Consider the following 14,271-nt stretch of genomic DNA (forward strand, 5'->3'; position numbering starts at 1 on the left):
GCGCGACAACGTGTTCGTCGAGCGGCTGTGGCGCAGCGTCAAATACGAGGAGGTCTATCTGCGATCCTACGACAGCGAGGCTCGCGCCTCGATCGGCCGTTACCTGGACTTTTACAATGGTCGGCGCCCGCATTCGAGTCTTGACGGCGCTACGCCCGATCAGGCCTGCTTCAACATGCGGCCTCTCCGCGTCGCAGCTTAACCTTGGCAGAGGGCTTCACTTATCGACGCGGAAAATCTGTTCAGACAACCGGAGCCAGCTCTTTGATCCTCTTACACGATGATTCCGTACGGCCGCTACAGACAGAATGGTAATTCCGTGCGTGCCTCTGTTCAGGCGATGCCGATTCGGAAACACTTAGGCTAGCACTGTCTGCCCATTCTTGGCGACGGTAACTCGGCGCTCTCGAACATGACCTTCGAACGAAATCGAATTGCCGTTCTTCCAGAGATTAACCGTGATGATCTCGCCCGGGAATACCGGGGCCGAAAACCGGACGCGATGACGACGAAAGGCAGAGGGGTCGTAATCTGCATACGTTTGCAGCACGGCCCTGCAGGTCAGTCCATAGGTGCACATGCCGTGGAGAATGGGCTTGGGAAAACCGGCTCGACGCGCGAATTCCGGATCGCTGTGCAAGGGATTTCGATCACCCAACAGACGATATATCAGCGCTTGGTCGGGCCGGATCGGAATATCGACTGACCGGTCGGGCGCTCGGCGGGGTACTTGGTGCGGCTCGGGCATTCCCCCTGATGGTCCGCCAAAACCCCCGTCGCCTCTCGCAAAGATCGAAGAAAGGATTGTGACGATCTTTTCACCCTCCCCATCCCTGACGACGATTTCATTCTGAATGATCGCGCCTTTGTCCTTGCCCTTGTCGTATACACCGCGCACGCGCGCATCCGCGATAACGCTGGCCGCGACAGGCATCGACTTGTGAAACGTGATGTCGCACTCGCCATCAACGAGCATGACGCGATTGAGGTCGATGACTCCGGGTCGAGCCCCCCATACACAGACCGAAGCAAAGGTCGGGACGACCTTCAGAGGCCTGGGTTTTGCAAATGCCTCGTTAACAAATTGCAGCTCTCTTTCGTTGAGAGGATCGGCGCCCATCCCGATGCCAACCGCATAGAGCATCACCTCGCGATCGCTCCAAGAATAGGGAGCCGCTTCGGTTTTGAGTTTGAGCACGGCCGGATAGTCGATTGGCATCGAGTTCTTCCTTTATTGCGGTTTTCACAAGCTGGACTCTTTGAGGTTCAAATTCGCTTGCAGCTGTATCCGATTATGCCACCATGTTGCTCTCCAAAGCTGATGCAAACAGTGCGCACTTTATGCGCGAGCCTGTCTCCGTAAAAACGCGGCACACCGGTCCGAGGAAAGGGAGAACACTCGTCTTAAGCGCCTGCGTGGACTCAGCCCTCGCTAGAAGTTGCTGCCTCTCAAAAGCAATGGCCGTGCCAGCACCGTTTGCGAGCATTAAGCGCCTGCATCGAAAGGCCTTCAGGGCGCCCGAAGATGGTCTGGTCTGGAACCTGATTTGTGTGGCTGTCAGAGATTGGACACGAATTGCGCACGTCTCACCGGAGGAGTCGAAATTGCGAGCCACTGAGCGTCTGGTCAATCTGATAGCGGTTTTTCTGCATTGTAAGTTGGCGCGTCTTGGATAGCGCTCTATCGTTCCTCGCCCAACGACCGCTCTAGTGCAAACGGAGCTAACCAATCCCGAAATCAAGCTCCTTGATCATTTGGTGAAAGACAGGGACGGAGATCACTCTCAACGAAACACGTTCTCGCATTTATCTCGTCAAGATCGCGCGGCGGAGGATACTTGGCCCGAGCTAACGATCCAGCTCCAGGAAATGTCTGGCGGGGACTATCGCGGCTGGCAGCCCTCGAACTGGGAGCGGCTATCGGGGCAAACATTATGGGTAATTGAAAGGTCACGCGCACACTTAAGCAGCTGCGCATCGCCACCGGCATGGACACTATGTTTAGCTCGCGTCCGGCGTTTGCTCGACCACTGATGAAACAGTTGCGTCGCTTTGACCGGCGGCCGGGTGCGAACTCCTCGACGTCGGACATCGGCGCGGCAGCCGCTCCACCGATAAGCACAGCCTTCAGTCGACAACAAATCGATCAGGCAGAGCGCATGTCTAGACCACGCCCGGTTGTAGGCTCGTCACGACTGACCGCCGATCATACTCCCCGGGACAACAAATATCGACTATCGATCCTAGTAGTTTCGAAGCTCGAATCGCCATGTAGGCTGAGCCATACGCTCGGTTATTCAGACTGAAGAAGATATTTGGGAGATCAAGACGCGGTCCCAATGACCACTGCTCCGGCCAATGCTCCCGAGCAAACTTCAAATATGGACGCGTCATATTTGTCATATTTGGCTTCGTTGAAAGTGATATCCATATCGTGGCTAGGCCCTGTAAAGTGCGGTGGTGTGATCCACGAAGTGGATGTCCACTTTGCTATTAGAAGCGATGCTGTCGCTGAGAGCAACAGATTGGCGCGCCAGACTACGAAGAGACGTATGCGATGCAGTACTGTCAACGGGCCGCTTGCAGCGTGCGTTGGCCACTCGAGCGCAATCTGTTGGTTCATCTCGGATATCGCAAGTTCATCTGATGTCGATGTTGCGCTACGCTATTGCAATAGTCTGTGCGCGAGGGGAAGAGAAATGCCGGACATCGTTGTAACTGATGTAATCGCTTCTTCCATCGTGAAAGCAATCGAGGGAGGTAATGACGATTTCATTTATGCTATAGCCGGCGTCGGCGATAATCGTCCCATTGCTGTGGTCTTAACGGATCCCGCAAGCGAGAGCGTTCTAGGCGGTGCGATGGGAATTTCGTCGGTGGGATTGTTGTTTCTAGACTCGTTCTTTCTGCCTAGGGAATTTCGTGGAAGGGGCTTGGGAACAACGATTTTGAAGGTGTTCGAAGACGAAGGTAGACGGCGCGGCTGCCGATCGGCTTTCCTCTACACGATCAACTTTCAAGATTTCTATGCTCGAAATGGATGGGAAGCCTTGGGCCGAACACCCAGCGACCCACCCGGAACATTCCGGGTTTTTATGACCAAGAACTTACAACCATCCTCATAGGCCACCGTGGTCGCCGGACCGAAGGGGCAGGCCATTGCCGATCATCCACGAGCGGCTCAACGCAAACTACCGGTCAGTGAAGGAGCCGAAGCCTGTCACGTACAGCTTATCACATGACCTTCGCCCAAAACAACACTCGACCGCAATTTGGTCCTGCTCAAGCGTAATTCGCTTGTTCGCGCTGGAGGTCTCTCGATATGGAACAAGTCAATACGGCTGATCTCCCTTGCACTGAGCAAGGAGGGGCCGCCGTTTGCCTTGGTTATATGGCCACGTTCGAGGAGGGAGAGTACGCTCCTAGTGCAAGATTGATCGTCCCTTACCGATTACGAGCTCAACGCTGAGCTAGAGGCAGGTCTTCCGATCCTGCGGGCGGCTCCGAGGGCCGTGGACAATACCAATACTTGAATTTGTGACTCTCTGGTGCATTCATGGCCTCGGAATTGTAGTTTATGAGGACCAGTCTCATGGACCGCGTGTCTTCGGACCACTAGCCATGACCGCTCCGTTGGATTTGTGTAGCTCGATTGACATTCGTCGGGCCCACTCAACAACGTGCCGCGGACGGTAGTTCTTGTCCGTGCGCCCCCACTCGAAAGTCGATCCGTCAATCGTTTCGTTGATCCGCTTCGTCGTGGCCAGCTCCTTCTTCGGGCCGAATGCCGACTGGCGATAAAATGGCGGCAAAGAAACCATAGAACCCGTGCGCGAATTCCCGGTACGATTCAGCGGTAGGAGGCAACCTGATCCGCGTCGATTACGACTCGATCTCGGAAAAAACGACCGGTGGGAGTTGCCCTTTCTCAACGAACCGCTAAGGACGCTACTCACCAAGAGGTCGCTGGCGTATCCTCCGCAGACGTTCGCATGCAGCCGACGAACAGCGCTGCTCCTCTTTGTGCGACGGACGGTTCTGGTCGTTGCCCCCTGCTCTGCGAGGGCGTCGACCACGGCGGTAGCCATCTCGCGAGATGTGCCCGATCATGACGCCGATTTCGGTGATCGCGCCGGCCGGTTCAGTCATCGTCACCTCGACTCGCCTAATTGCTCGCGAATATCAACGGTCACATGTGCGGGCTTTGTCGCGTGAGGTTTCATTTCATGGGCGACCACTGCCAAACCTTCGCGGAGATCGCGCGCCGTGCCCGACTTCAATCGTCCGTTCAGTGCGAGCCATTGGTTTCCGGTTCGATGATGTTGATGTCAAGATAGCAACAGTCTGGATGTGTGCGGCCCGGTTTGCGGTCCCATTTGATAGCCGCGGTCTTCGGCGAACGCGGAAAACATCCCCTGCCCGGCCAAGCCTCGATCGTTGATATCGGACTTCTCAAGCGGTAAGCCGCAACTGTCGGGAGCGAACGACCCAACGTCAACGCGCCAATCGATCGACATCGCGCCGCCTGCGCGCGCGGCAAGCCTCTGCGACGCAAGCCTCGGATCGCCGGCGTCGTAGCAGACCAGATCAGTTCAGTGGGCCTAAATTAGGCAGCCTTGCCCGCCTGCGGCTTTAACCTCGTACTGCGCGCTACGCTGCGGCAACCAACGATACTGAGTGGCACATCGTCGTCGACGGCGAGGCGGCCCAACACGCGATATTGATCGCCGGGTCTATTGACGGCCTGATGCTCGGTCGCGCGATTGTCCCAGATTGCAACGTCACCCGACTTCCAGCTCCAGCATACGGTATTTTTCGGCGCGGCGAGGTAGGATTGAAGTAGGTCGAACAGCTTCTCGCTGGTATATTTCTGCAGACCGACGAAGTGCTGCACGAAATGTCCAAGCACGAGCAAGCGCTCGCCGGTCTCGGGATGGACGCGAACGACCGGATACGCGGTTTCGTAGATTGTTCCGGTGAGGACATCGTCGGAATGCGTCGTGTCCGCCTCGGTGGCGCGCCATATCACAGTGTAATCATGAGCGCTGCAGTGCACCGCCCACAGGTTGTCGGCAAGCATCCGCAGCGGCTCCGGAAGGTCAAGATATGCAGCCGCAGTGCTCGACCAAACAATGTGGCCGCCACAAGGCGAGATCACGACGCCGCGCAGCACCGAGATTTGTGGACAGGCCTCTCTGAAGCCGGCGTCCGTGTGCATCCGGTCACGATCGCTGCCGGGATCCGACGCAACTTCCGGGGGCGACGGCGCGCCCCGCGGCATCAGAGAGCCGAGTCGGACGGCAAAGCGCTGCTGCTCGGCATCATCAAGATGTCCCTGATCACGAAAGAAGATGACCTTATGCTCGAGAAGCAGTCGGCTGATGGCTCGGATGACCTCGTCGGACAACTCTTCCGATAGCCTGATGTTCTTGATCTCGGCACCAAGTCGTGCCCCGTGCTTGACGATGTCTGGTCGCGGAATGACGCTATCAATGGTCGTCGTGCTGCTCATGATCGTGCTCTCACTATCGTGATGCCTAAACAAAGCTCCGCGATGCATGGTCGCGATACTGACGGCGGGAGTCAACGCAGTCATTTAGGTGACGGGTCCCTGCTCGATCGCAAGGTGGCCCGATAGCCGCTACAAAAAGCCAAGCCGATCCCTGGCTACGGACCACGACAATCTTGTGATCTTCTCCGATGCGATCAGGACTTACGCTTACATCGGCCCCACTCAGACGAAGGAACCCGCGGACAGCGCTACCGGGGTCGACTTGCAGCATGATGAACACCTCCTCTGAAATCGCAAATCATAAGGGCAATCGATGTCCCGTCCATGACACGAAACCAGCTTTCTTTTTGACGGCGAGCAATGTTCGCTTCGTCGACAAGCCAGGCTCTGAAATATTTTGAATGATGACCATCTCATGCGATCGGCAATAGGTACAATCGAGGCGATAAAAGGACGAACTAGGTTTACTCGCGGCGTTAACTCATCAGTGCGATCGCGCTGGTACCTCCGTTGGATCTTGCAAGACTCTACCTACCATACATCGTATCATTTGCACATTCAATCTTGACGAGAGCAGCAAGGGTTTGTCCGCGGTTTCCAATTGTTCAATGTTTACTTTGTTCATCCGGCTGTCACATATGGACAACTCCGGGAGCCTTCTGCACGCAGTTCCTTAATATCCGGTTTCGTGTACTCGCGGCGGACAACCTTCTTCTTCACCGTCTTGGCCATCACCACACCGTTGCACCGTTCAGGACGCATCTAGCGCGAAAAAAACTGGAACGGTCAAGCGTGTTTGGGAGATGAATGCATAAGGGCCATCCCCAATATATCGAATTTCTTCTGACCTTGGAGGTACGCCGCCAGCCGGAAGCAGCTAAGCGAAACCTAGCCGCAGTCTGCGGAGGATGCAATCTGTGAGCAGATATCTCAATTGAGGAAACTACAAAAATGTTAGACGGTGACGGCCTCAGAAGAATTACGATATCGGCAGCAATAGAGAGCGCGACCGACTCTGCGTCTGCCCTTCGCGAGTCCCTTTCATCTATAACCGAAGGCGCAACAGACGGACGGAGTGTTCACGCCTCGCTCCTCGAACTTCCCTCCTCTTACAAGCTCGGTAGGAGAGTCAACGGTTACGCATGATTGACAATACTCTACTTACCCTTCAGTCCCTTCCTCCTCCGGAGCCACGACATGCAGCTTGCCGGTTCCGAGCGGGCCAAGATCGTGCCGGTAATGCATAAGCGTTTCCCGTCAGGGCGTAGCATGCGATCGGATGAACGCGTCTACGTCTGGAGTCCCACACTAGGGCGCAAGTATTTCGCTGGCGAGGCACGAATCAAATGCGCGTCGGCTCCATATCCACGGCCGCAGGCTCGGTCTCTTTTTGCAGCCGATAGAGCTGCACCGCCTCTCTGACAATGTCTAGCAAACGGTCCGGTTGCCGAGGCTTCGTGCCTGATTGATGAATCCCGGCTCGTTGACGCACCGGCGATGATGTCTTCCGAATCGGAATAGCCCGAGATGATCATCCGCACGGATTCGGACCACATCTCGCGGACGCGTCTGAGAACGCCCGAATCCTACAGCATGCGCTGGTCGGAGATGATGGCGTAAGCATCTCGGTTTGCAGTCGCCCAGCTCGGCGGCGTTCCCGCGCACAGCACTCGAAAATTGGTTAAGCACACGGCGCAGCGTCTCACGCAACCAGATTTCATCCATTAAACGAGAACGGTCCCTGCGCGCTTATAGCTGCCCCCGTGCGAGGGAGGCTCGGTTGCGGCGCGCTGCGACAGGGGTTTGCGATTGCCCAGCGGAGTGCGCGACTACGGCACCTTAGGGTGCAAATTGTAGCGCGCCACATGAGTGCTCGATCGAAGCCGTACAAATTCAGCCGCATCGGGCGGAGCTGCTCGTGCGATCTTCGACGAGCATCGTATCCGCCCGCATACATCCCGAGCAGCCAGCGTTTCGACCTTCAATATTCCTGAACCCGGGGTGGGCGCCCGATAAGGTGGCCTCCGATCAGGAATGAAATTGCAAACGATGACGTAATTGCGATCGGCGCTCGTGAGCCAGGGAGCTCTTGCTATCGTCGAGCTCTCGCAATCAACCGATTCGGAGCGCTATCATGAAGCAATACGTCGGGTTGGATGTCTCACAAAGGGAAACTTCAGTCTGCGTAATCGACGAAAGTGGACGGGTAACGTTCGAAGGCAAGGCCAAGTCCGAACCTGGAGCATTGACCGAGCTACTTCGCAAGCGTGCGCCAAATGCCGAGCGTATCGGTTTTGAGACTGGAGCGATGGCGAGCTGGCTTTGGCACGAGCTCCGACGCGTTAACCTTCCTGTCGTCTGTGTCGATGCTCGCCACGCACATGCCGTACTCTCGACCCGCTTGAATAAGAGCGATCCGAATGACGCCCGAGGACTGGCCGAGCTGGTCAGGGTCGGCTGGTACCGAGAAGTGAAGGTCAAGAGCGAAGAGAGCCAGAGGACCCGGGCCGTTCTTGTGGCGCGATCTCGTCTGGTCGGAATCCGAAGGGATATCGAAAACCAAGTTCGCAGCATCGTCAAAGAGTACGGCCTGCTGTTCCCAAGCGCTATAGGCCTTCAGTTTCGGAAGCAGGTCAACGACTTGTTGGGTGATGATCACCACCTGTGTTCCGTGGTTAATCCTCTCTTGCTGGTCCATGATCAGGTCTGTCAGCAGCAAAGTAAATTAGACGACGAGATTCGGCGGCTCGCAAAAGCGGATGAAACGACGCGGCGCCTGATGACGGTCCCGGGCGTGGGCGCGACAACTTCATAATGCTCACTATCAGTTGCGTGAGACGATTATCCGTTACCGATTTCATCCCCGTTACGGGCAAACGGTCATCGTGACCAGTCGCAATCCGTGGTAACGACGTCGCTGTGACCATCCGTCAGCCGGATGGCACACTGGCGCAGCTGCCGATCTGGATGACGGAGGATTCGGCGGAGGCGATGGTGGTGACGGAGATTCCACTTCTGCCGCTGGCGCATCTGCGTGAGCTCCGTCTCGAGCTCGATACCTGCCTAAGCTTGTTGCACGACGATTCCCGTCGTGAAGGAGACAAGCATGACACGTCGGCAACAATATCAGCGCCAAGCCGACCTCTTCGTGCCCAAGACGCCACTGGTACCGATGACAGCGTCCGAGCGGGCGAAGCTATTGCCACTGGTGAGCGCGCTCTTGTCGGAAATACTCAGTATCGTCGCAGTGACGGAGGCAGGCGATGAAAATCACGCCTGATCATCTGGCGCGGGGCGCCTTCATCTACATTCGACAATCCACCGTCGACCAGCTTGCCAACAATCACGAGAGCCGACGGCGTCAATATGGCCTTGCCGACCGTGCTCGTGCTCTTGGCTGGACGGATGTGACGGTCATTGATGACGATCTCGGCCGCTCGGGTTCGGGCGTCAGCCGTCCGGGATTCGAGAGACTGCTTGCAGCGATCTGTGAAGGCCGCGTTGGTGCCGTGTTTGCCATCGAGGCGTCGCGCCTGGCGCGGAACGGACGCGACTGGCACACTCTGATCGAATTTTGCGGCTTGGTCGGCACGGTGATCGTCGATGAGGATGGAACGTATGAACCCCGCCATCCAAACGACCGGCTATTGCTGGGCATGAAAGGGACGATGAGCGAGCTCGAACTATCACTCCTGCGGGCCCGTTCGATGGAAGCCCTGAAGCAGAAGGCACGACGGGGCGAGCTGTTCTTCTCGGTAGCCGTTGGCTATGTAAAAGCGGGCCGCGACAAAATCGAAATGGATCCCGACCTGCGCGTGCGGGAGGCGATTGGGCTGGTCTTCACCCGGTTTGCCGAGATGCAAAGCATCCGCCAAGTGTTTTTGTCGCTTCGAGGTGACCAGATCGCGCTGCCGTATATCGACCCCAAAGCCTCGGGACAACATCAGGTGCTGTGGAAGCTACCGGTCTACACGACGGTGAGCAATCTTCTCACCAACCCTGTTTATGCCGGTGCTTACGCCTTTGGCCGAACCGGAAGTCGGATGATAATCGAAAATGGCCGCAAGCGAATCGTTCGCGGCCGCCGCAAAGATCGCTCAGATTGGGCGGTCTTGCTCGTCGACCATCACGAGGGCTATTTGTCCTGAGCGGACTTTGAAAGGAATCAACGGCTGATCGCTGACAACGCCAATGGTCAGGGCATGATGGTGCGCGGACCGGTGCGCAAGGGAGAGGCTTTGCTCGCGGGCCTGCTACGCTGTGGTCATTGCGGCCGCCGGCTGCTTGTCAGCTACAATGGCACCAACGGCGATGTCGGCCGCTATAATTGTGACGCGACCCGGAGCAATCCGATTGCCGCTCCCTGCATCTCGTTCGGCGCTTTGCGGGTCGATGAGGCGGTGGGAGCGGAGATTGTGCGGTTGCTGCAGCCGCTCGGCGTTGAAGCGGCCATCCAAGCGATCACACAATGCGAGCACCGGTCTGGCGAAAAACAACGCCAGATCGAGTTGGCGCTCGAACAGGCGCGATACGAGGCAACCAGGGCACGCCGACAATATGACACGGTCGACCCTGATAATCGCCTGGTCGCTGGCGAACTCGAGCGGCGGTGGAATGCCGCCCTTGCGGCCGTACGCGCACTCGAGGAGGAACTGGAGGCGCTGCTTCGACAGCGGCCGGCGACCTTGAGTGCAGAGGAGCGCGAGCGTCTGCTGCAAATGGGGGCTGACCTGGAGGCTGCTTGGCACCATCCGGCGGCCACTGCCGTCACGCGTAAGCGTATCATCCGGGTCGTGTTGCGTGAGGTGGTAGCCTGCGTCGAGAATGACCAGATTCATTTATTGTTGCATTGGCAGGGCGGCGATCATACCCGCCTGATGGTGAGAAAGAACCGGAGGGAGCAAACACGGTGGGCCGTCGAGCCCGAGACGGCGGAATTGATCCGCGCCTGCGCGCGATTGATGCCTGACAAAGCCATTGCCGGCATGCTCAACCGGACAGGTAAGCGAACCGGCCGATTGAATGGATGGACACAGTCGCGTGTGCGGGGCTTCCGCAACACGCACGGCATCACGGTCTACAGGGATGGCAAATGGGCCGAGCGCGGCGAAGTCACGTTGCCTGAAGCAGCCAGGATGCTCAATCTGAGCCCTCTGACGGTGCTACGCCAGATTCGCGCCGGCGTCATTCCCGCCAACCAATATTGTGCAGGCGCACCTTGGGTAATCAAACGACGCGATATCGAAGATCCGCATGTGATCGAGCGCGTCAGGGCGTGCTGCAAAAGCCCGTCATCATCAAATCCAAATCAAAAGACCTTTGTCTTTCAATAACGTAGTGAGATGGGCATTATGACGTGGGATCAGGCGTCGTAACCGCCCTGACGTTCAGGCACACGGTCGACGATCCGTCGCGCTTTCGATCTGCGTCGGCCGTTGGGGCCTATCTCGGGCTCACGCCTCGACGCAACCAATCCGGCGAGATCGATCACAACGGCCGAATTTCACGCTGGGGCGATCGACTGCTGCGAACCTATCTCTACGAAGCCGCAACTGTCCTGCTCTACCGTACGAAGAAATGGTCTTCCCTTCGAGCTTGGGGATTGAAACTCGCCAAGCGTATCGGAATGAAGAAGGCTAAGGTCGCTATCGCACGGAAGATTGCGATCATCCTCCATTGCATCTGGGTCGACGGCACCTCATTCGAATGGGAGCAGACGAAGACAGCTTGAGCCCACCAAAAAGGCTTACCGACCTGGTTTACGGCCGGCGATGTCCCGCTGGGACGGTGATCGCGACGACCTCGTTCAATCGGCTGGCGGCGGCTTGTCCGCACTCCGCTGCAAACGTTGAGGCGTCGGATCCGGACATCAACATGAGGCGCCCGCGACCTCGGAAAGGACCATGACCCCAGCTACGACATCAACGCGAACTTGACCCGTTAAAGAGGCCGGGCCTTGGCCAATTCCGGTTGGCGATTCTCTCGTCACCCGCGATCACTCCGTCTCCGCAACCCCGACCAGCTCCGACGAAGTGATCGCTGCCCTCGTGCCACTGGAGACAAAGAATGGCAGCTTGACAACACCTCGCAATTAAAGGGCCGATTGACAAAGAAATTGGCGTGAGGGGGAGACACGAGTTGGACATCGCATCAGATGGACAGCCGCAACGAAATCTCAGTGCTCGCGAATGTCCTGCCCGACGTTGAGATCTCCATATCGACGACGCGCATCGATGCACGTCGATCTTCATAAATGTACCGCACACGCCAAAGCGGCCCTAGGTCCGGTGTGAAGCTGAAATCGCCAGAATCAAGCGCTTTCCCGATCATCCGGACAGCGTTACCGTTGCTCATCGGCAAGGAGAACGCCGCATCGATAAGTGCCGCCAAGCTCACGCCGTCTGCGAGTAAGGCACGAGCAACGCGGTCGCCATGAACGCGCCGCAAAGTTGAGACGATTGCCGCTACGGCGTCTGGGTCTTTCAAAGGCACTCTGTACTAAGCTTATTGAGCAGCGACGCCATAATGCCGAAGCCCGAACCTCCTGCACGTCTGTGGTGATGTTCGCGAAGGCGAGGACCAACCGGTTAATAAAAGTACTCCGCCGGCAGTATGCTGGCATCTGGCTCGGTGTTTCCAATTGCGAGCGAACGGAGCGGCCTGATACCACTTGCCGGCTCGCGCTCGAAATTGTCTGCGATATAGCTGTCGCCGTGGACCACGAAGGCACGGTGTCAAAGTGGTGCTGCTTGGCATCTGTAGCCGGCCAAGTGCGCGGCCGCTACCGGTCGCCTCTATCGCAAGCCAGCCCGCGACCTCGCTCATCAGCGAAAGCCCCGCCATGCGTTTCAGGTCACGGCTTCCTAAGCAATTGGGCCGCACCCAGGCTTTCCGAGTATCTTGGCCTACTCCGGGTCCGGCACAGACGCGGACAAAGTGAAGAGGATCTGGTTCTCTCGCGGCTGCGTCCATTCGGAAAGCTCAGGCTCCTTGTTGTTTATCATCATCGCTCGATGCAAATACCTCATGGGAGGAGTCTAAAACCGTTCGCCGGCCTTGCATGTCGTCCGTAGCGCCAATGCCGATGCTAGCATTGGTCTTGACTAACCACCTGGCGCCGGCCGCCGTTATTTGCGGAAGGCCTCTGGCGTAACACCCACGCGGTATTCGTGCGACTTGATTTCGCTGGGAACACCGACGTCATTTGCAACCTCCTTACCTGGAAGACCTCTTTTTAGTTGGAAGAGCGGTACAAGTTCGCGAAGTGGGCGCCAGATGGTGCAGAAATTCTACACTCTCGAACCCTGTTATGCAGGATTCCAAACAGGTGTGCGTCGATAAGGACCAATTGTAACGACTATTGCCAATCTAAGCGCCAACGATCACTCAGCTCGAACTCGCAGCCTCCACCACTTGCAGTCGATTTCAGCCCACATCCTGACCGTCCACGCGCGCAGTTCTCAAGCGAGACCTATCCCGACGCAAGGCGTCTCTCCTCGGATGCATACCTCATACCATAGGCTCGGATGGCCTAATGCTCCGGCGACAAATCAACCCGTCAGCACGCTCGGGAGCTCCAATTTGTCGTACAAGACGGTCAATCTCCCACTCGCGCGTTCAATCTTCAGCAACGCCCATGAGCAGCCGCACACGTTGCAAGCTGTCCCCGAGCGATCCAATGCCCAGCCGCTTGGCCTGCCTTTCAGATGGCAAGGCGAGGTAGCGTATTGAACCTTCGTTCCTACTTAGTCGCCGGTAGTGCCCGCGATTTCTTCAAAGACCCCCAGCTGTTTAGCCGCAACTATCGCATCCCGCGGTATGCCCCCAAAACCGCAGTGGATTGAAGAGTCGCGGATTTCTTTAACCTTAGTCTGTTTTTCCATTGGCATCGGCGCTTGTTCTCCGTAACTCCAAGATCCTGTCGTGCCGTTCATCTTCAGCTCCACAAATTGGTCCCCTATTGTCCCACGGCGAGAAAGAGCAACGGCTGCGCCAGCGCTCCTCGTGCGCATTAACCGCCTAATTGCGCTTTGAAACAGTTCGCGATGCGCTAATGGCGCGCGGAATCTCACAGGTTTTGTGATGCCGCTGTCGGAAACCGGACAAAAAATGGGGGGCGGCGTATTAAGACCAGGGCATGAAGCGCAGCCGCCTTTCGGAAGAGCAGATCATCGGGATTTTTGGAGTACGAAGCTGGCGTTCCGGTCGCCGATCTGTGCCGGGACCGCGGCGTGAGTGCGGCCATGGCTTACGAATGGAAAGCCAAGTTTGGCAGGATGGAGGTCTCGCATGCGAAGCGCCTGAAGAGGTTGGAGGAGGAAAACATGCTGCTGGGCCTGCTGTGGGATGCGACCGCTGCAATACCCGGTATCGGCTGCTCGACGGCGACATCGCGATGAAGTTTCTTCGCACTGTGCGGAACCAGTCAGCGAGCCACCTTCCCAGACGATGGCAAGCCATCGAGGCACAGGCCTCCATGAAGGGCGTTAACTCTGCCTCAGAAAGTCCTATGTGGCCCGGTGAGTATCAGTGCGTTGCCACAGCTGATCGGCGCGCTAGCAAGCGCCCTGTAGCCAAGGCTAAGCAACCCTACGCTGCGCCGATGCGGCCAGCCGTGCTTTAGCAGTTATCGCACGCGGCGTAAGGCTATTTCGATCAGGGACGCGATGGCAGCCCTGAAGAGGACCCCGGATTTTGGACCAGCGGCTTAGGTGGTGCGGATGCCGTTCCGTTTTGATAAACGGAGCGGACCATGAAGA

At 57.2% G+C, this 14,271-nt stretch carries 9 protein-coding genes and 3 pseudogenes; 8 read left to right on the top strand and 4 right to left on the bottom strand.

All coding sequences use genetic code 11. From position 1 onward, the window contains the following. Positions 1 to 202, top strand: a 202-nt coding sequence (locus AC5ZG5_RS44165) for an integrase core domain-containing protein (RefSeq protein ID WP_496165541.1), incomplete at its 5' end; no start/stop codon positions are given. Positions 203 to 358: 156 nt separating this feature from the next. Here AC5ZG5_RS44165 and AC5ZG5_RS44170 read toward each other — a convergent pair. Beyond that, entirely contained in the window at positions 359 to 1,219 is an 861-nt protein-coding gene (locus AC5ZG5_RS44170; protein WP_456646928.1) for a MaoC family dehydratase, read from the bottom strand. A 1,480-nt stretch (positions 1,220 to 2,699) separates the two neighbouring features. On the opposite strand from AC5ZG5_RS44170, the gene AC5ZG5_RS44175 reads away from it, so the two are divergent. Next, positions 2,700 to 3,125 carry a GNAT family N-acetyltransferase gene (locus AC5ZG5_RS44175; RefSeq protein WP_456646927.1) on the top strand — a complete coding sequence of 142 codons (426 nt, stop codon included), beginning with the start codon at positions 2,700 to 2,702 and terminating at the stop codon, positions 3,123 to 3,125. Between the two features lie 1,481 nt (positions 3,126 to 4,606). Here the strand turns inward: AC5ZG5_RS44175 and AC5ZG5_RS44180 are convergent. Next, the gene (locus AC5ZG5_RS44180) at positions 4,607 to 5,512 is read right to left on the bottom strand and encodes a TauD/TfdA dioxygenase family protein (RefSeq protein WP_456646926.1); all 906 of its coding nucleotides are present in this window, start codon (positions 5,510 to 5,512) and stop codon (positions 4,607 to 4,609) included. A 2,134-nt stretch (positions 5,513 to 7,646) separates the two neighbouring features. Between AC5ZG5_RS44180 and AC5ZG5_RS44185 the strand changes: the two are divergent. The 5 genes and pseudogenes from AC5ZG5_RS44185 to AC5ZG5_RS44205 all read left to right on the top strand — a co-directional run. Next, a pseudogene (locus tag AC5ZG5_RS44185) lies at positions 7,647 to 8,324 on the top strand (IS110 family transposase); the annotation flags it as partial. Positions 8,325 to 8,618: 294 nt separating this feature from the next. Beyond that, positions 8,619 to 8,792 (top strand): hypothetical protein, encoded by a 174-nt coding sequence (locus AC5ZG5_RS44190; RefSeq protein WP_456646925.1) that lies wholly within the window; start codon positions 8,619 to 8,621, stop codon positions 8,790 to 8,792. After that, entirely contained in the window at positions 8,776 to 9,660 is an 885-nt protein-coding gene (locus tag AC5ZG5_RS44195) for a recombinase family protein (RefSeq protein ID WP_456646924.1), read from the top strand. The genes AC5ZG5_RS44190 and AC5ZG5_RS44195 overlap by 17 nt, the downstream gene beginning before the upstream one ends. 54 nt (positions 9,661 to 9,714) lie before the next feature. Continuing rightward, on the top strand, positions 9,715 to 10,845 hold the full coding sequence (locus tag AC5ZG5_RS44200; protein WP_456646923.1) for a helix-turn-helix domain-containing protein: 1,131 nt from the start codon (positions 9,715 to 9,717) through the stop codon (positions 10,843 to 10,845). A gap of 26 nt (positions 10,846 to 10,871) precedes the next feature. Beyond that, positions 10,872 to 11,243 (top strand): annotated as a pseudogene (locus AC5ZG5_RS44205) (transposase); the annotation flags it as partial. Positions 11,244 to 11,662: 419 nt separating this feature from the next. On the opposite strand, the gene AC5ZG5_RS44210 reads toward AC5ZG5_RS44205, so the two are convergent. Continuing rightward, the gene (locus AC5ZG5_RS44210) at positions 11,663 to 12,004 is read right to left on the bottom strand and encodes a hypothetical protein (protein ID WP_456646922.1); all 342 of its coding nucleotides are present in this window, start codon (positions 12,002 to 12,004) and stop codon (positions 11,663 to 11,665) included. A gap of 1,253 nt (positions 12,005 to 13,257) precedes the next feature. Further along, complete coding sequence (locus tag AC5ZG5_RS44215; RefSeq protein WP_456646921.1) at positions 13,258 to 13,446, bottom strand: hypothetical protein; 189 nt, start codon at positions 13,444 to 13,446, stop codon at positions 13,258 to 13,260. 203 nt (positions 13,447 to 13,649) lie between these two features. On the opposite strand from AC5ZG5_RS44215, the pseudogene AC5ZG5_RS44220 reads away from it, so the two are divergent. Continuing rightward, positions 13,650 to 13,845, top strand: a pseudogene (locus AC5ZG5_RS44220) (transposase); the annotation flags it as partial. Positions 13,846 to 14,271: the final 426 nt, after the last annotated feature.

The organism is Bradyrhizobium sp. Ses1 (assembly GCF_059512365.1).